The organism is Antrihabitans spumae (assembly GCF_043944905.1).
In the GTDB taxonomy this organism is placed as follows: Bacteria; Actinomycetota; Actinomycetes; order Mycobacteriales; family Mycobacteriaceae; genus Antrihabitans; species Antrihabitans spumae.
In genome coordinates this window covers 1-16,469 of sequence record NZ_JBIMSN010000163.1, presented here as the reverse complement: position 1 = coordinate 16,469, position 16,469 = coordinate 1, and the positions used below count along the sequence as shown (strand labels likewise).

At 63.8% G+C, this 16,469-nt stretch carries 15 protein-coding genes and 1 pseudogene; 7 read left to right on the top strand and 9 right to left on the bottom strand.

Features of this window, described 5'->3' with window-relative positions:
- Positions 1 to 79: 79 nt before the first annotated feature.
- Together ACHIRB_RS30365 and ACHIRB_RS30360 are read left to right on the top strand one after the other, a co-directional pair.
- Positions 80 to 1,360 (top strand): CHAT domain-containing protein, encoded by a 1,281-nt coding sequence (locus ACHIRB_RS30365; RefSeq protein ID WP_395127827.1) that lies wholly within the window; start codon positions 80 to 82, stop codon positions 1,358 to 1,360.
- 128 nt (positions 1,361 to 1,488) lie between these two features.
- Complete coding sequence (locus ACHIRB_RS30360; RefSeq protein ID WP_395113329.1) at positions 1,489 to 1,839, top strand: hypothetical protein; 351 nt, start codon at positions 1,489 to 1,491, stop codon at positions 1,837 to 1,839.
- 179 nt (positions 1,840 to 2,018) lie between these two features.
- Here ACHIRB_RS30360 and ACHIRB_RS30355 read toward each other — a convergent pair whose 3' ends face one another.
- From ACHIRB_RS30355 to ACHIRB_RS30315, 9 genes are all read right to left on the bottom strand, one after another.
- On the bottom strand, positions 2,019 to 2,180 hold the full coding sequence (locus ACHIRB_RS30355; protein WP_395113328.1) for a hypothetical protein: 162 nt from the start codon (positions 2,178 to 2,180) through the stop codon (positions 2,019 to 2,021).
- A 99-nt stretch (positions 2,181 to 2,279) separates the two neighbouring features.
- The gene (locus ACHIRB_RS30350; RefSeq protein ID WP_395113327.1) at positions 2,280 to 2,891 is read right to left on the bottom strand and encodes a hypothetical protein; all 612 of its coding nucleotides are present in this window, start codon (positions 2,889 to 2,891) and stop codon (positions 2,280 to 2,282) included.
- Positions 2,888 to 4,492, bottom strand: coding sequence for a peptidoglycan DD-metalloendopeptidase family protein (locus ACHIRB_RS30345; protein ID WP_395113326.1), 1,605 nt, complete (start codon positions 4,490 to 4,492; stop codon positions 2,888 to 2,890). The genes ACHIRB_RS30350 and ACHIRB_RS30345 overlap by 4 nt, the downstream gene beginning before the upstream one ends.
- Positions 4,492 to 6,834, bottom strand: a complete 2,343-nt coding sequence (locus ACHIRB_RS30340) for a hypothetical protein (RefSeq protein WP_395113325.1) — start codon at positions 6,832 to 6,834, stop codon at positions 4,492 to 4,494. Before ACHIRB_RS30340 ends, ACHIRB_RS30345 begins: the two co-directional genes overlap by 1 nt.
- On the bottom strand, positions 6,831 to 9,341 hold the full coding sequence (locus ACHIRB_RS30335) for an ATP-binding protein (protein ID WP_395113324.1): 2,511 nt from the start codon (positions 9,339 to 9,341) through the stop codon (positions 6,831 to 6,833). The genes ACHIRB_RS30340 and ACHIRB_RS30335 overlap by 4 nt, the downstream gene beginning before the upstream one ends.
- 11 nt (positions 9,342 to 9,352) lie before the next feature.
- Positions 9,353 to 9,958, bottom strand: a complete 606-nt coding sequence (locus ACHIRB_RS30330) for a hypothetical protein (protein ID WP_395113323.1) — start codon at positions 9,956 to 9,958, stop codon at positions 9,353 to 9,355.
- A gap of 61 nt (positions 9,959 to 10,019) precedes the next feature.
- Positions 10,020 to 10,349, bottom strand: coding sequence for a hypothetical protein (locus tag ACHIRB_RS30325; protein ID WP_395113322.1), 330 nt, complete (start codon positions 10,347 to 10,349; stop codon positions 10,020 to 10,022).
- 6 nt (positions 10,350 to 10,355) lie between these two features.
- Complete coding sequence (locus tag ACHIRB_RS30320) at positions 10,356 to 11,573, bottom strand: conjugal transfer protein (protein WP_395113321.1); 1,218 nt, start codon at positions 11,571 to 11,573, stop codon at positions 10,356 to 10,358.
- Complete coding sequence (locus tag ACHIRB_RS30315) at positions 11,570 to 11,836, bottom strand: hypothetical protein (protein WP_395113320.1); 267 nt, start codon at positions 11,834 to 11,836, stop codon at positions 11,570 to 11,572. Before ACHIRB_RS30315 ends, ACHIRB_RS30320 begins: the two co-directional genes overlap by 4 nt.
- Positions 11,837 to 12,170: 334 nt before the next feature.
- On the opposite strand from ACHIRB_RS30315, the gene ACHIRB_RS30310 reads away from it, so the two are divergent.
- From ACHIRB_RS30310 to ACHIRB_RS30290, 5 genes and pseudogenes are all read left to right on the top strand, one after another.
- Positions 12,171 to 13,025, top strand: coding sequence for a sigma-70 family RNA polymerase sigma factor (locus ACHIRB_RS30310; protein WP_395113319.1), 855 nt, complete (start codon positions 12,171 to 12,173; stop codon positions 13,023 to 13,025).
- Positions 13,022 to 13,435, top strand: a complete 414-nt coding sequence (locus ACHIRB_RS30305; RefSeq protein WP_395127830.1) for a hypothetical protein — start codon at positions 13,022 to 13,024, stop codon at positions 13,433 to 13,435. The genes ACHIRB_RS30310 and ACHIRB_RS30305 overlap by 4 nt, the downstream gene beginning before the upstream one ends.
- On the top strand, positions 13,432 to 13,854 hold the full coding sequence (locus ACHIRB_RS30300) for a hypothetical protein (protein ID WP_395113318.1): 423 nt from the start codon (positions 13,432 to 13,434) through the stop codon (positions 13,852 to 13,854). The genes ACHIRB_RS30305 and ACHIRB_RS30300 overlap by 4 nt, the downstream gene beginning before the upstream one ends.
- Positions 13,855 to 13,913: 59 nt before the next feature.
- A complete protein-coding gene (locus tag ACHIRB_RS30295) occupies positions 13,914 to 15,899 on the top strand; it encodes a cutinase family protein (RefSeq protein WP_395113317.1) in 1,986 nt (661 codons plus the stop codon).
- A gap of 120 nt (positions 15,900 to 16,019) precedes the next feature.
- A pseudogene (locus ACHIRB_RS30290) lies at positions 16,020 to 16,469 on the top strand (hypothetical protein); the annotation flags it as partial.

Here is a 16,469-nt window from a genome sequence, read left to right as displayed (position 1 = left end):
GGATAGGTACGCAGTCGTGTTTTCCGACGCAGCGCAGTTGGCGGCCCAGCTCGGCGATCACGCAGCGGCTGATCTGATCATGGAAGCAGCGCGGCGTGACCGGGTTGGACTGATCCTGGCCGAATTGGTCGCCGATCCGGCTGTCGACAAGGCGGTACGTGCCGCTGCCATGGATGTTCAGCACAGCAGCGGACGAACGCCGATCGAAAACGCCGACGACGAGCCGCCCGAGATGATGCGTGAGAGATCGGCCGCCATCATTACGGATCGTGAGCGTGCCACTTCACACGCTGAGCAAGTCCTTGGGCCGCTTGGCGCTTTATGCGACGTTCGGTCCATTCGTGATATCACGGCTGCTCGTGTTCTCTTGGGTCGTAGCACCCACACAGCCTTATTGCAGTTGCTCCCTCTTCCAGCTCCGACTACCGCCTCGATCAACAATTCGCGCGACGTCCTGCGCCGGGTGACGATAGTTCACGACGGTCACGTTCGAGAGTATTTGGATCTTGTATCCGTTCCGCTGAAGTTGACGACGTTAGGCGCCGGCTCGTCGGCCACCTTCGCCTGGCGGAGACAGTTCGCGGATGTGCTTTTGCCTCCGGTATTGATTGAGACGCTTCATGCAGCGGAAGATGTGGTTCGGCTGTTAATCGTTCCGACTGGCTTCTATCACGTGCCTTTCGACGCATTGCCTGTCAGCGACTCGACGATGTTGATTGATCGCGCTGCAACGAGTGTGCACGGTTCTATGACGGGCATGCTCGCTCAGATGCACGTCGAAACATCTTCGTCGATCGAGCCGACAGTGGCGGTCTATGATTCGGTCCTTCTTAAGCACACCGAGACCGAACTTGCGGCGCTCAATCGCAAGGTCGCCAGAATTACCCATGTCACCGGTGCCGATCAGCTCCGTGTTGCTTTCACGGCCGGTCCCGGAGACAGTCCTTCGATGTTGGCTATGGGAGTGCATGGAAGTGGGGACGATCACGGCTGGGGCCAGGCGAAGCGGATGCCGGACGGCACCGTAATCACTGCCGCCGACGTGTTCTCGTGGGTCGTCCCTCAGCTGTGCGTTCTTGCGTCCTGCTATAGCTCGATCACGACGTCGAACGGGGTCGAATTAGGGGGGTTCCCGCACGCGCTCATGCTTCGTGGTGCAACAACAGTGATCGGTGGGCTCTACAAAATCGATGATCAGTCGACAGCCGAGATCATGACCCTTTTTTGGGACCGACTTCACGCCGCGGAAGTAGCGGTGTACGCCCTCAGGTCCGCCAAACTCGATTGGATCACGGCTCAACCGTCGCCGCGTCCGCGTGCTTGGGCTGGGCTCATCGCCTACGGCGCCGCGATGGCGTGATCACCGAGAGGCGATCGTTCCGAACGTTTTCGCCAACCTGCCAGTCCTTATAAGTAGCGGCCTAAGAAGCCCAAAAGGGCTCCTTCGCTTTAGGTTAGCGATCAATGTTCGAGAAATAGGAGGGCAGAATGATGACGATCCACAAGTTGGTTCGGCATGCGGCGCTCGCGCTGGGTGCGATTGCGGTGGTTCTCGGGGTTATGTTGTCGACGACGACCACCGCACAGGCGATCACCGCTGATTGCGGCGGCGGCCGTTGCACGGTGTGGTTGAGCAAGAGTGATACTGCGGCGATGGGGCAGGGTCGTGCGCCGGCACCGCCCGCCTCGTTGCCCTGGCAGCTCAAGTCGGCCTACTGGGCACTGGTTGCCGGGCACAGGTGGTTCGCCCAGCAGTACGCCAGTCGCGGCTGGTGCTCCGCGTTCCGTCTCTCGATGTACCCGTGGGAGACCCAGGGATACGTCGGCTACCGCTGCTAGCAGGACCTCGACGAGCTGGCCTCGCGTTGGTCTACATCGAAGCCCCCATCCGAAGAATCGGATGGGGGCTTCGTGGCGTTCCGAGTTGTGCGTGATATCGATGGACGCTTGCGCAGTTGCTAGCTACCGGGTGGCGTCGGGCACCCATTTGAAGCCGGTGGCGCCGGTGTTGACGCAGATTACCGGTCTGCCGGTGTGTGCACATCCCATGTTGCGTGCATCGCTTCGCTGCGGTCGCACGATGTGTGTGCCACCGGGGTCGTGGCTGATGCCGATCCGGCACCGCCGATGAGTGCTGTTGCTGCGATCGCGCCGATCACCGCTACTTTTGATACCTTCATTTTTCTTTGCCTTCCGTCGTTGTTGAACACGCGGGGAGGCTCCCCCGTCTCGTACTTTGCCGTGTGTGTTCGGTGGCGAACGCCCACCGTCCTGCGAATTCAAAATCCGAGTTCGTCGACGCGCCATCCGTCGTCCTGCCGAATCACGGTGACCCACGCGGTGATCGGTGTTTCGATGACTGCGGTCCGTCCGTCTGCTGCAACGGCGGTCTGCACGATCGTGGCTGTCCGTTGCACCCGATCGGCGGTGTCGGGGCTGCAGCCGGAGCAGCTCAACTCGACGTGGGCGGTGATGCGGATGCCGCGGGTTTTCCAGTAGTCCCAGTTCGGGGTGGGTCGGGTGGTGTTCCTCGCGACCGCGGCATCGGGGCGGGCTAGACGCGCGGTGAGCCATGGTGTGGCCCTGGCGAATGCGTCAGCACCACTGACATCGCTGGCGGGGTTCCAGGTGAACATCGTCTGCAGTGCCTGCTCGGTCACCGCATCGGGTGACGCGCTTCCCGGATCCGGCGGGGCCGGCACGATCGTCGTCGAGGAAGGCGGCGCCGGCGGTGTGGCCGGGACCGGTGTGTACTCCGTGGGTGTTGTTGCCTGGGCAGTGGAGGGATCTTCGGCCCGGTCGTTGCCAGCAAACATGGCGCGGGTGCCCAGGAGAAGCAGGATCCCGACGGCAGCGGCTACGACACTGATGATGATCGATCGTCGGTTCATGCGACTCGTCTCGCTTTCATTCCAGGCTGGACGGCAGCCTCGGTCACTGTTTGGCCGGGTTCGGGCGCGTGGATCATGCGACCGCCGCCGAGCGCGACTGCGACATGCCCCGGGCCGGCGGAGCCGAATTCTCCAAAGAGCAGGTCGCCCGGTTGTGCAGCGTCGATCGGGATTTCCTGCCCGACTCCCCATTGCGCTTCCGAAGTCCTCGGCAGCGTGACGCGGCCGGCGGAGCCGGCGAACACTGCGTAGCTGGTCAATCCGCTGCAGTCCAGGCCGCCTTTGGTGGGGCCGGTGACGTCGCCGCCACCCCACACGTAGGGCACCCCGATCTGCTTGCGCGCCGCGGCTGCGACTTGCGGTCCGGCGGGGCTGCCAGGGGTTGGGACGAAACTTCCCTGGGTCATGGTGGATGCGTATTTCGCTTGCGCGGCCAGGATTTTCGCGACGTAGGGTCGGGTTTGGGTGCTGTAGTCCCCACCTGAGGGCATGCTGTCCCCGTTGCCAGGGTTGCGGACCAACGCGCCGGATCCGGCGTTGTAGGCGGCCACGGTCAGCGCCGTCGGATCACCTTTGAGGCTTCCGTCGGCGATCCCGCGATTGACTTCCTCGTTGAGCGCGCACATGAAGTGCCCTTGCGCCATCACCGCGTCGCCGATCGAGTTGATGTCGATTCTGCCGTTGCCGTCGTAGTCTTTGCCCCACGTCGCCCACGTCGCGGGCATGAACTGGGCGGGTCCGCCGGCTCCGGTGCTCGATACCGGTGCGTTCGGTCCGTGCCGGAACTTGTTCTCCGCGTCGAGCTGTGCGGCGAGCAGTGACGGTTTGATCCCGGGGCAGATCGCGCCGGCTTTGCGGATCCACGGCTCGAACTCCGGCGGCACTGTGCCGGCGGCGAGTTCGCCACCGGCGGATCCGAACCCGCAGTCCGCGCCGGCGTTGTCGACCCCGACCAGGCCGACCTCGGCATCTGCTGCCGACGGACCTGGGGGGCCTGCGATTCGTTGCGCCCGCGCGAGCCATGTCTGCGGGTCTTGGGACTGCCCGCCTTGCAGGCGACCGCCGGGCCACACTTCGAAATGTAGGTGTGGGCCGGTCGACTGGCCGTTGTTTCCCACTTCGGCGATCTTGTCGCCGGCTTTGACTTTCTGTCCTTGCTTGGCTGAGAGCACGAACATGTGTCCGTAGACGGTGCTGATCGGTCCGCCGTCGTTGGAGTCGATAACGATCCAGAGGCCGAACCCGGTGGCTGGGCCTGCTTCGACGACGACGCCGTCCATTGCGGCGTAGATCGGTGTGCCGATGGGGCCCGCGAAGTCGACACCGCGGTGCATCTCGCCCCACCGCATCCCGTAGCCGCTGGTGAGGGTGTAGGTGCCTTCTTTAAGTGGGTAGCTGCGACCGTCGGTGACCGGGACTGATGTGTCTCCGTTGCTGGTCTCCCCTGTGGGGGTGCATCCGGAGTTCGAGGTGCCGGAGAACAGCACCAGCAGCGGCACCATCATCAGCAGCATGGCGGCGACGGGAAGACCTGCGAGCAGTGCCCACCACCACTTCTTGGATCCTGTGTCTGCGCTGCCAGCAGTTGTGGGGGTGCTCATCACTGCCCTCTGTTCAAGCTGCTGGGTCGGGGCCCGGATCGTCGAGATGGTCTGCGCGGGCGTCGTTCTCGGTCAGAGGGCCCCGCCGATTCCGGCATCCACCGAAACCGATCCGGCTCCGGCTCGGGTGCCGCGCCGGTCGCCGATTCCCACGTCACCGGAGCGGCCACCGACGCTGCGACAGGTCGGCGCTGCGTGGATCGTGGGGGTGTGGACGGAAGCATCACCGGCGCACCGGAGCTGGTGACGAATTCGCGAAACTGTTGTCCATCAGGACTTTTCGCGGTACCGGACCCGACCCGCACAGCTCCACGAGCCGCAGCGCGACTGCGCGGCGACGGTGCCGTGCCGACCGGATGTTTGATACCCGCTTTGTCCGACACGGCCGCACGCGACAAACGGTGAACGGCAGCCTCGCGCGCGGCCGCGGCAACCTGCTGGCCAGAAGCGGGAGCGTCTGCGTCGCCGGAGTCGCCGCCCGACGCCGACATGCCACGTTTGGCTGTCTGAGCACCTTTGAGTGCTGTCTTCCCCGCGAGCACGGCCGCCGCGACACCCGCTGTCGCGGCCGTGCTGGCGACCCCGGCTGTAGCTTTGCCTGTCGCCGCCGCAGCGTGACCTGTTGCCTTCGCCGCGGTCGCCGACTTCTCGGCGATCGCTTTGCCGCCGCGGTAGAGCTGGCGACCGGAGTAGATGGCGTTCGCAACGCCTTGCGCGGTCGCCGGATTCGATCGTGTGATGGCAACCGGGGGCGCGTTCGGACGCATGGCGAGCTTGTCTGCGAGCTTGTCCGACATTCGACGCAGGCCCTTGTTGCCGCGACGGAACAGCACGATTCCGATGATCAAGAAGATGTCGACGAACAAGACTGTCCGGATCAGATGAGCTTGATCAGCGGCGAAAATCGACTGCACCATCAGGGTGTAGCCGACCAGGAACACGATGGAGAACACCATCTGCGCCATGGCCATCGCGACGTTGGCGACCGTCTTCCAGAATTGCCCACGCATCGCCGGGGCGATCGCCACGACGATGCCGGGGATCGACTTGATCGCGTTGCCGATCGCTACGCCGGCAGCGAGCATCAATCGACCCGCGAGCCAGATCGCGAACAGCATCAGTACGAATCCCGCGAAGATCAAGAACAACAACCCGATCGCCTGACCTGGTCCAGGGTTGTCGGCGTATTCCTTCATTGCTCCGCCGTCGTCGCCACCTTCGCAGTCGCGGATGCTGTTCTTGAGTCGATCTTCCGGACTCGGTTTCTGTGTGACGGCGTCGGCAACCGGGCCGGGAAGCTGATCGGTCACGGTGTCGATCACGGCCTCGCTGACCTTCTCGCCGGTTGTTTCTTCGCGGTGGGTGATTGCTTTCGGGCCGCCACCGAGTGCGGCGTCGAACTCTTTGACGCATTGGCCTTTGTATTGGGGGGCGTCGAGCACGCGACCGAAGTTGATCAGCTGCGTGGGTTGACGGATGAAGGTGTCGACAAGCTTGGATTCGATCTGATCGATGTGTTCGCGAGCGTTTCCGTTGGTGTCACCGTTGTTGGTCAGGCCCGCTGCGATCGACAGACCCATGTCGCGGGCTTGCATGATGAATCCGTCTTCACCGACGGTGCGTTCCACTGGATTCGACAAGATCCCGATCGCGGCCGCCGCGAGTACGCACGACATGAGGATTTCGTAGATGCCGGTCGAGTAGCGGCCCTGCACGATCCACACGAACGCCGCGAAGCCGGCCGCAGTGAGCATCAACAACGTCAGATCGAATTGGTTGGTGATCGAAGTGACCGATTCGCTGATGGTGCGGACCGGGGTGAGGATCAGCTCCAGCCATTCGAAGGACAGCACCCAGGTGATGAACCAGATGGCGGTGGCCATCAAGAATCGGAAGACTTCGTACTCGAAGGAGATGAAAAACGCCCAGATCATCCGCCAGCCGCCACTGGGTGTCGCGTTGCCTTTGTCGATCGACAGGTAGAAGTTCCACGCGTCGATCCCGTGAGAATCTTTGAGGTCCATCCACGAAAAGAACGGCGACAACGAGCCGCCGCCGATCGGATCCGCGCTCGCCGAGGAGGCGAACACGACCAGTAGTGCTCCGGCCAGATGCCACGCCATGACCAGGCGCACAAGGCTGCGGCGCCAGCCCCGAGCCCACAACCACACCCATGCTGGGGTTGAGAAGCGGCAAATCTGTTCCCACCACGACTGCGGGATCCACGCGGTGATCAGCGCCAACAAGGCACGTTTCGTTGCGGCGCGGACACTGAAAGGCTCAGGGACGCTTGGCCCTCCAACGACTTCGCGGTTCAACGACACCGATTCGGCGGTACTCATGCCGGTACCGGCGTCTTCTTTTTCGGAGTGGTGGAAACTGCGATGCGGCGAGACTCGGTCGAGGGCAGCAGAACCTTGATCCGTCCTACGTTGCCGTTGCCGTCACGCATGTAGCCCTCCCCGCGGCGATACGGTTCGACATAGTTGTCTTTACCGGTCACCGGCGACGTCTGTTCCATGTACTCCTTGAGCAGTTCCGCATTGTCGGGAGCCAGACCCAGCCACTCGATCGCCCGGCGCGCCAGATCCTTGTCCGTGTGGCGGTGTGCGATCCGGACTTTGATCAGGCCGCGCAGCTTGGGTGAGCCGAATTGGCAATCTTGGTCACCGATGCCCAGGAACGCTGACTCTTTGCGGCCTCGCAGCACGAACTCGGTCACGACGTCGATGCCGTCACCGGCGCGCAGCAGGTGATCGGCTTCGTCGACGAGGAACATCGATGGCTGGCTCGGATCGGCAAAGCATTGTCCGCGAGCAATTTTCGCGATCAACGTGTAGACCGCGGCACCGAACCGCTTCTCCAGCGGCAGGTTGTCGAAGAGATGCTGATTTTCCGTCTGCGCCGTGGTCGGCAGTTCCACCCGATTGGTGCGGAAGATGATCGCCGGTGCCGTCAGCGGCAACGGATCGAGATCCTTCGCGAATAGCGCGGCCGCAAATGTTTTGCGGGAGTAGATCTTTAGCGCCATCCCGAGATCTCGTGCGTGATCGACCGAGCAGTCACCGCCGAGCAGGTGATCGATCAAATTTCCCAGACCCGCATGGGGATGTGCGAGGCGATACTCCGGATCGAGCACCGCTGACAACGCCAATCCGAGCGGGCTGGTCGGTTGGATGCGCAACAACGTCAGCAACACCGACTCCGCCATTTCCGCGGCGACTCGGGCCTCGAACAGCCGCAACGGATCCATGCTGTATTTCGCGGCGACCATGTCGACGATGACCGCATCGGTGACCGCATTTGCCCAGGCTGCGTATTCGCCGCTGTCGCTCTGATCGACGCCGATGACCTGCCCACCACGGTCGACGAACTGGCCCGCGATCGTCTTCATCGTCACTGACTTTCCGGATCCGAGTTCACCGGTCACCGCAAACGAACCGGAGACGTCGCGGACGGAACGGCCGGCCACGTCGAGGTGAACCGCACCGATTCGATTCGAGCTGCAGTTCAACGCCAGCAACGGGCCGCTGCTGTCACCGAGGTCGTTGCGGATGCACGGCACATACGCCGAGAAGTGCGTCGATGTGGTGATTTGCGCGAACTCTTGCACGATGCGAGGGGTGGGGACGCCAGGCTGCATCGCCCACCACAGCTCTTCCTGATATCCCACCGGTGCCACCAGTCGGTAGGTCTCCTTTTCGAACACCTTCCTCAGTGCCCTGGCTGCAGCGACGGCCTCGGCCTCGACCGCGGCCCCGACCGCCAGAATCGCGGTCCACCGCACTTCGATCTCGTTGCGGTCATCTTCGAGAAGTCCCGTGTATTCCGACAGCGCGTCGGCAGCTTGATCGAGGATGCTGCTGCCCGTCGAGGAGTTTTCGCCTTCACGCTGGCCGTACTGCTCGTTCAAATTCGTCAGTGCCCGCTTATTCGCCTTCATCACGTCCGCACCAGCCGAGGTGTGCAGCCGCACGGCGAAGTCGACATCGACGCCCTCGACGTCGTCGACGAGGGTGAAGAATTCCGAGCCAGGGAAGTACACGCCACCGGATGGTGTGTCGGCCACGGCCAGAATTACTTGATACGACGCTGGGACGTCGTCGAATTCATACGGCTGATCGACCTTCAAGACGCGCCCGACGCGCGGTACCTTGGCACGCCAACCGCTACGCGGCCGATCGGACTGTGCGCCTTCGTCGAGCCGCGCTGGTACGAGAGCACTTCCGATCTTCTTCGCCGGCGTCGCCTCAGCTGAGGGAACGTCTGGATCGATGCCCAGACCGCGTTGCACGCTGTGTTGCCATAGCCACACCATCTGTGCGGGTGTCACCGGTGTCGGTTCGAACGCGACCGGGATGTCGGCAACGATCCGATCCGCCTGCTGCACCCGACGCACCAGCTCGTCCTCTGAAATGCTGCGACGAGGTACACCGAGAAAGTCGGTCAACGTCGAGAATGCCGCGTGGCCCGCGGCCTTGATCTGGTCGACCATCTTCGGTGTCGTGAGCGGAATGCTCAGCCAGTAGACCCGCTTACCCAGCGGGTACATCTCGAGTGTGTCGAGGGTGGCGACGCATTCCAATGCCCAATCGCCGTACACCTCGAGGTCCACACCGTGGGTCATTCGTCGCACGACGGCTTCTGGGCTCATCGATGCAGCAACACCGATCAGCATCGACTCCCCCGGCAGTGCTCGCGCCAGCATCGTGTGCAGTTTCCGAGCGGTGTGTTTGTCGACATCGGGGCGATAGCCGTAGTCGAGGCCGGTGAGTAGGTAGTCGGCCCATACGACCCCCGAATTGGTCCAACGCAGGTTGGCGGCCATGTCACGTGTCGGCTGTTCCATCTCGGTGTCCTTTACTCGGAGCTCGCCGCGGCAAGGGCGAGAAGTTCTTTGACGCTCGATCGGGCTGCTACCGGGCGAGCAGTGGGTGTCGGTATTGCTGCTGCTGGCCGGACAGGCTTAGTCGGCTGCGAGGGTTGCGACGCGGGAGGTGCGGCTGGGGTCGGATCGTCGATGACCACCACGGCAGGCAGCTGTGCGCGTCGGAGAGCGACGACGCGCGCCGGCGTCACAGTGACGTAGCCGCCCGCACGAACCAGATGCGGTGCGCGCACCTTGATGCGCCGGCCGTTGACTTTCGGTTCCAGGGAAACCGTCGCGGCCTTCGCCCCGCCCTGCAGGACTGATGCGGGGCTGCGGCCGCCGAGGCGCAGTTTGCCGAGCACAAATACGGTGATCAAAATCGCCGAACCTGCGAAGCTGACGTTCCAGACGACGCCGCCGAGCCACAGTGGTTTCAGCAGCCACAGAACGCCGCCGACAGCCCCTCCACCAATCACCTGGGGGAAGGTGTAGGGGCCACCGAGGATTCGTTTGCCGTCCGGCGTTCGACCGATCAGCTGAGGAAATTTGCGGGCCCGGGTGAAGTTCTTGATGACTTCCACGGCGTGATCGCTCATAACGGATCCACGCGGGCACCGATACGCGCGTGCAGGTTCATCAGGTCCTGGCCCGCTGTCGTCATAGCAGTGGGCCCGGTAGTGCGGCGACTGTCAGCACCACTGCGGGAGCCGCGTGCGTCGCAGCCAGTTCTTCGCCGGTCGAATCGGAAATTGTGTTCATGTTGAACACCACCCACAGCAGCGCCCCACCGATGAGGGCGGACGTGACGAGGCGGACGACGGTGAAGGACGCGATCAAGTTCTTGAGCAAGAAGAAGATCGCGAGTGCTCCGGCGGCACTACGGAGCAAATCGGTACCGCTGTCGACCAGACCGTTGGCCTTGGTGAAGATGCCCTCGGCGAGTACGACGGTTGCGGGGTCGGTGGCGGCTGCAAGAAGAACGGACATCGCGGATCACCTTTCGTGTGGAGCGGGTGCGGCCGCCCCGGATGTGGAGAACAAGGGGACATCGGGTAGCGGTGGAAGAGCTGGTGCCGACGGTCCGGGTGCTGAGGCCGGTGCCGGTGCGGGTGCGGGTGCGGGTGCAGCGGAAGTCGGCACCGAAGCCGATTTCGGCGTCGACCCGGCTGGTGCGGTGGGAGTCGCCGACGATGGTGGAGCGGCAGCCGGAAACAACGGTGCGGAGTCGATCGCGCTGACTTCCCAGCGCCCACCACGGGCCGCCATCGTCAACGCGTACTGCCCAACCACGGCGTCGTTGTCGGTCACTTTCTGTGTGGCGGTCACCAACAACCGCACAACGTCGCCATCACGCAGCGGCGCCGACGGGGCAACCGAGTTGAGGTCGCGGGAGGCCAACGTCGTCGAAATCGACACCACCCGGTACGGCGGCGGAGTGACCGCACTCAGCGACGCACCCGGTGTCACATACCGAGCCACTTCGCCCGAGCCGGTCAACATCGCGGACAGAAATTGCCCCGCCGAATCCACGATCGGGTGGTTCACAATCCGGTACCGGTAGTCGAGTGTCACCGCGGCGCCCGACGACGGTGCCGCGATTTCGGCGGGCAGTGTCGCGGCGCGGGCGCCTGCTGCAGACACGACAACCGGCACCTGAAAGTAGCGACGCACCGCCACCGCGGAACCGTCGCTGCCCGGGCGAACCGACACCGCAACCGTCACCGAATAGAGCGGTGCAACCGACTCCGACACCCGGGTGATCGAAGCAACCGCAGGCTCATCGGCAACAAACAGAGCGGTCATCGGCAGCGCCGCAGGGTCGGTGTCGACGTAACGTTCGAGGTCCTTCTCCTGCCCGCGCGAGGCCTGCAACCACGTCACCACCAACTGCGTGGCGAGCTCTCCAGCCTGTGCTTGCGCGGCCGTGTCGATCGACGCTGGCACCGCGGCGTCACTGGTGTTCTGCGGCGACGTCGTCGATGAACCACGCACCGCGAACACCAAGGCGAGGACCCCAGCGAGAAGCAGAATTCCCAGACCGCCGCGTGCCAGCCGGGTCAACCACAGCTGCCGTAGGCCCCAGTGTCGACGCTCGGCGCCCGCCAGATCGTCGATCTCGTCGCGATCGGACTGCGGCGCAGCGGCATCGGCGAATGTCGATCCAGCGTCGGCTCGACCGAAGCTATTGATCTTTTTCCAGTCGAGTTTCATTGCGTTGCGACCTCCGTCATCGTCACCGATTCGCCGGCTTCCTCGCCGTCGGCCGAGACATGCTGCAACGTCTCGACACGTGCCAAGACCGCCCTTGCGGCCGCCGCTTCGACCATCAGCAGCAGCCACAGCGCGTTGCCGGCGTCTTCGTCGAGCGGACTTTCGACGACGTCTGCAGCGGCCGCGCGGATCTGCTCGCCGACGCCGTGGACGTAGCCGAGGTCACGCATCAACGCAGCGGGCGAAACTTCGAAAGCGAACATCGGTCCTCCTGGCATGCGGCACATCTACCTCGGGCGCGCCCGATGCGAGCGGCCTCTAACTGGAGGAAGATCCGCCCGCGAACCACCGTGTGACACCGGGGAGTCAACTTTTTTCGAAGTTTTTTTCCGGCAGGAAAGCCGTTGTTGCCTGCGCTCCATCGGCGCTGGTCAGCCCTTCGTCAGGTCGGCTGCCTCCGAACAGATATCGGGGCGGGCAACAACCCAGGCAACAACTCGACACCCCCGGGGCAACATTAAAACCGCAGGTCAGAGGCAATAAGCCGTTGTTCTACTTGGCGCGAACCGCACCTTCGCGCACCCGAGGAGAACAGCCGTGGCTACGCCGAACACCACACTCCGTCCCAGTGCGACTACGGCCTCCAAGACCGTCGTCAGCACCGCAGCAACCAACCTCTACACCCGTCTCAACATCGACTGGCTCACTATGTGCCAGCGACCGTCCCTCGATGCCGAAGTCCTCACCTGGGCCACATCGCACTCCGCGCTCGCTGACGTGACCGGCCTCGACGACCTCGCCCGCGCCCACCGCGCAGACCGAGACGGCGTCCTCCTCGCTCTGCTGACGCTGCATCAAGACGGCAGTGGACTGGCCGGACGCGCGCTACTGCAACTAATGCTCGGCAAGCTGATCCAACTCACCCGCCACGCCCGGGTTAGCGGCTACGACCGCAACATCGCCTGTGACGACCGCGCAGCAACGACTGTCGCAGCGTTCATGTCATTGATCGCCACGTACCGACCCACCGGAACCAACGTCTACGCCGCCCTGTTCCTACACACCCTCAAACAGATCGCCAAGGTCAACACTTTCGCCGACGAAGTCCCCGCCGGCCATCACGACGACTTCGTCATCGACACCACGGCCGAGCAGGACACCGATCCCTCGGCAGTCGCCCTTCTCGACTCCGCCGTCGACCGCGGCGTGATCACCGCCAACGACCGACTCCTGCTGCAGCGCGCATATCTCGACAAGACCGATACCGACCTCGCAGCCATCGCCGCCGACGTCGACCTCACTCCCGCGGCATTGCGGCAACGACTCTCCCGCGCGATGGGTCGTCTCCGTAAAGACGTCGTCGTCTCCCATCGCCGCTCGACGGTCCCACCGCGCTACGCCCGCAAACCACTCGCCTCGACACGCGAACTCAACTCTGTGGCCCAGCGATGAAGACCTACTCCGCACTGCGCGGCTCCGCCGCTGTGATCGCTCTGCTCGCCGCCACCCTCCTGACAATCATCGGCGCCCAAAGCGCAATCCTCGCCGACGTCGACCACGGCACCACACCCTCCACGGTGTCGCTGCAACTACCCGATCTCAGCGGTCTCGGTCACGACGTCGGACGACTCGCCCTTCGCAATCTCGACGCAGCTCCTCCCCCACTCCTCAACCGCCAGCGACGCCTCCCCGCCACTAACCCCACAGCCAAATCGAGCACTAGGAACAGAACTTCTATTCGAGTCGCGGGCGAGGCCAGCTGCTCTGCAACAGACGCCCCCGGCATCGCCCGTGTCGTTCCCGTGCGCACGCACGACGTAAACCCATCACCAATCGGCACTACGACAGGAGCAATTCAATGATCAGCACCACGTTCAAGACCACAGCAGTAACGACACTCGCCGTGACAGGTGTCCTACTTTCTGGATCACCAGCCCAAGCTGCTACATGGATTCCAGAGTCGGCCGGCCATGTTTCAGGCAACTGCACCCGCGAGATTGACGTGCTTCCCGGGACTGCATTGCTGGAGCGTCCGGACCTCAGCGCAGCGGTGGTGACCACCGGCACCGGCATACGGGGGTACCGCGCCGTCTACCCCGATGCCGAGTGCGCATCAGGCCCACACGGTAAATGGCGTCTTGTGCAGGCCATCGGGTCGGAGGTCGTCAACCCCAACAACATATCGACGCTATGGACATTGATGAAAAACACCAGCACCGGACAGCTCGGCTGGATGAACAACGCATCCGCCGACCCAAGCAACACCTTCTTCGTGTCTTGACAGCACCCCACCCCACTGCAATTCGACGAGCATCTGTTCGGCTGAAGAAAGAGGTCATCATGTCCCGCTACCGACCCAGCACAGTCGCGACCGCACCACGCCGACGCCGAGCAGGTGCCACCGTCACCGCAAGCCTGATTGCAGCATCTGTGCTTCTGCCCGCAGCCACTGCGGCAGCGTCCCCCGCTGGCTGCACCGCCATCGACATCGTCATGGTTCCCGGCACCGGTGAGACCGATCCCGGCGCCAACCCCTCCGAACCACGCGGCATGCTGCGCGGTGTCACCGACCCACTACAGCAACAGTTCGGCGCGGCAGTGGCCGTAACCTACGTCCCCTACGAGGCATCAGCGTTCAACAAAGGCAAGACCTACGCCGACAGCAAAGCCACCGGCGTCAGCTGGACCGCACGCCACGTCCAGCGACGTGCAGCCGAGTGCCCGAACACACGCTTCGTACTCGGCGGCTACAGCCAAGGCGCCGACGTCGCCGGCGATATCGCCTGGCTCATCGGACACGGAAAGCTGCCCGGAGTCGAACCCCGCCGCGTCCTCGCGGTCGGCCTCCTCGCCGACCCCCGTCGCGACGCCGGCGACGGCACCACCGTCGGACCCCAACTCGACGGATCCGGTCTCGCCGGACATCGACCCGACGGATTCGGTCAACTCACTGCCGTCACACGCAGCTACTGCGACAACGGCGACCTCTACTGCGCCAACCCCGATTCCAACGGCATCATCGCCGGACTCGGCCGCACACTGAGCAGCCCCGCCGCCGCACTGACATCAACCCAACAACCCGGCGCAACCACCGGACCAGCCGACCTACAAACCTCACTCGTCGCCGACTACTCCAAAGTCGACCTACCCGGCCTCGCGCAGAACCTGCAGTCGATGCAAGACCAAGTCGGATCCGGCACCGTCGACCCCGCTGCGCTCGGATCCACAGTCGCCGCCATCACCAACACCATCGTCCCCCTCGCCGACACCTCCCAATGGGTAGCCAAGAACCCCACTGTCGCCGCATCCCTCGAACAGGCCGCCCCCGATTCTCCCGAACACGCCGCCAACCAAGTCGTTCAAAAAGTCAACGGCGCCGACCTCTCCGGTGCACTGCAGGCAGCCAGCACGATCATCAACACCCTCCAAAACGGCGGCGATGCGAGCCAAGCTCAAACACTGCAAGCCCCGATCAACACACTGTCCACGCAACTCACCCCACTGGCGATGACCCCAGCCGACGGACTGTCCCTCGCCGCGAACGCCCTATCCATCCTCAAGCCGAGCGTGCTCATCGATCAGGTCAAAACGATCGCCACCAACAGCTTCGCCCTCGCCGGCAACGTCCCCGAGATCATCGATATCTTCTTCAACCGAATCCCGCGGATCATCGTCGACCTGACCGACATCCCGACCAAGATCCGCGCACTGCACACCGAGTTTGATCGACTCAACGTCTTGTTCGAGCCGGTCGTTCTCCTCGCTGCGGGGCTGGACTACCAAACGGCGGCCGGCCTGATCTCGCTCATCCCAGACCCCACCGGCACCGGGCAGATCATCTCGATGATCGTCGGCATACTCGGCAACCTCGACATCATCGGCTTGGCACGCACAGCAGGCGAACTGCAGAAGCAGCTCTGGAACGCTCTCGAAACCGGCGACATCATCGGCAGTGCACTCGGTGCGCTCCCACAGATCGGCGAATTCGCCCGGATTGCGCTCGGCACGCTCACCGGCGGATCCAAAACAGATCCGGCCATGCTCGGCAAATCCAGCCCTGCCGGACAATCAGGGCAGCAGATCACCCTGCAGGCACAAGCAGGCGACTTCCCTGCGTTGGCGTCGAGCCTCACCAATCTGGCATCGTCATCCGGTGCAGACGCGATCGCTCAACTCGGATCCGAAGCGCTCAAGGCCGCAGCGTTCTACAGCTCCGACTCCCACACCCTCGCCTACACCCGAAACCCCGTGAACGGTGCCGGCGACAGCGCTCTCGTCGACATGACCAACCATTTCCGGACCCAGATCAGCCAGGTCGCCGCCTAACCCCATCGCTCCTCACCGAGGACCGACCGCACGACCATGACAGCCGATCCCGGCGTGCCCCCATACACGCCGGGATCGGCTGCATCACGACCAGCGCCAACCCTGCGAAAGAGACACGACATGACCGAGCAGTCCACACCCGTCGATACCGTCGCGCCCATGCCCACCTCATCGCCCGTCGACGACGACAGACACCTCATCGTCGTCGACATCGCCGCCACAGGACCCGACCCCGCCCTCGACCACATCCTCACCATCGCCGCGCTCGACATGATCACGCTGCAGCGCTGGCATATCACCCTCGACCACACCACTACCGCCACCGAGGACGCCCAGCTCATCCTCGCCCTCGGCGACCTCGCCGCCGGACTCGACAACCACACACTCGGCGGGTTCAACCCCTCTACCACCGCACGCTTTCTCACCAAACTTCTCGCCGACATCGACATCGATCGCCCCTGGCGTGACATCGCAGACATCCGACAACTCACCGCAGGCGCACTGGGCATCCCGGGCCTTGCCCCCGCGTGTTGGACACGCTTAATCCCGGACAGAGTCCGGGGGAAGCGA

Bases quoted from the DNA above. Each gene is read 5' to 3' on its own strand.
- ACHIRB_RS30345 (WP_395113326.1), bottom strand. From the start codon at position 4,492: ATGAGCACCCCCACAACTGCTGGCAGCGCAGACACAGGATCCAAGAAG.
- ACHIRB_RS30335 (WP_395113324.1), bottom strand. From the start codon at position 9,341: ATGGAACAGCCGACACGTGACATGGCCGCCAACCTGCGTTGGACCAAT.
- ACHIRB_RS30320 (WP_395113321.1), bottom strand. From the start codon at position 11,573: ATGAAACTCGACTGGAAAAAGATCAATAGCTTCGGTCGAGCCGACGCT.
- ACHIRB_RS30340 (WP_395113325.1), bottom strand. From the start codon at position 6,834: ATGAGTACCGCCGAATCGGTGTCGTTGAACCGCGAAGTCGTTGGAGGG.
- ACHIRB_RS30350 (WP_395113327.1), bottom strand. From the start codon at position 2,891: ATGAACCGACGATCGATCATCATCAGTGTCGTAGCCGCTGCCGTCGGG.
- ACHIRB_RS30305 (WP_395127830.1), top strand. From the start codon at position 13,022: ATGAAGACCTACTCCGCACTGCGCGGCTCCGCCGCTGTGATCGCTCTG.
- ACHIRB_RS30300 (WP_395113318.1), top strand. From the start codon at position 13,432: ATGATCAGCACCACGTTCAAGACCACAGCAGTAACGACACTCGCCGTG.
- ACHIRB_RS30295 (WP_395113317.1), top strand. From the start codon at position 13,914: ATGTCCCGCTACCGACCCAGCACAGTCGCGACCGCACCACGCCGACGC.
- ACHIRB_RS30325 (WP_395113322.1), bottom strand. From the start codon at position 10,349: ATGTCCGTTCTTCTTGCAGCCGCCACCGACCCCGCAACCGTCGTACTC.
- ACHIRB_RS30360 (WP_395113329.1), top strand. From the start codon at position 1,489: ATGATGACGATCCACAAGTTGGTTCGGCATGCGGCGCTCGCGCTGGGT.
- ACHIRB_RS30315 (WP_395113320.1), bottom strand. From the start codon at position 11,836: ATGTTCGCTTTCGAAGTTTCGCCCGCTGCGTTGATGCGTGACCTCGGC.
- ACHIRB_RS30365 (WP_395127827.1), top strand. From the start codon at position 80: ATGGAAGCAGCGCGGCGTGACCGGGTTGGACTGATCCTGGCCGAATTG.
- ACHIRB_RS30330 (WP_395113323.1), bottom strand. From the start codon at position 9,958: ATGAGCGATCACGCCGTGGAAGTCATCAAGAACTTCACCCGGGCCCGC.
- ACHIRB_RS30355 (WP_395113328.1), bottom strand. From the start codon at position 2,180: ATGAAGGTATCAAAAGTAGCGGTGATCGGCGCGATCGCAGCAACAGCA.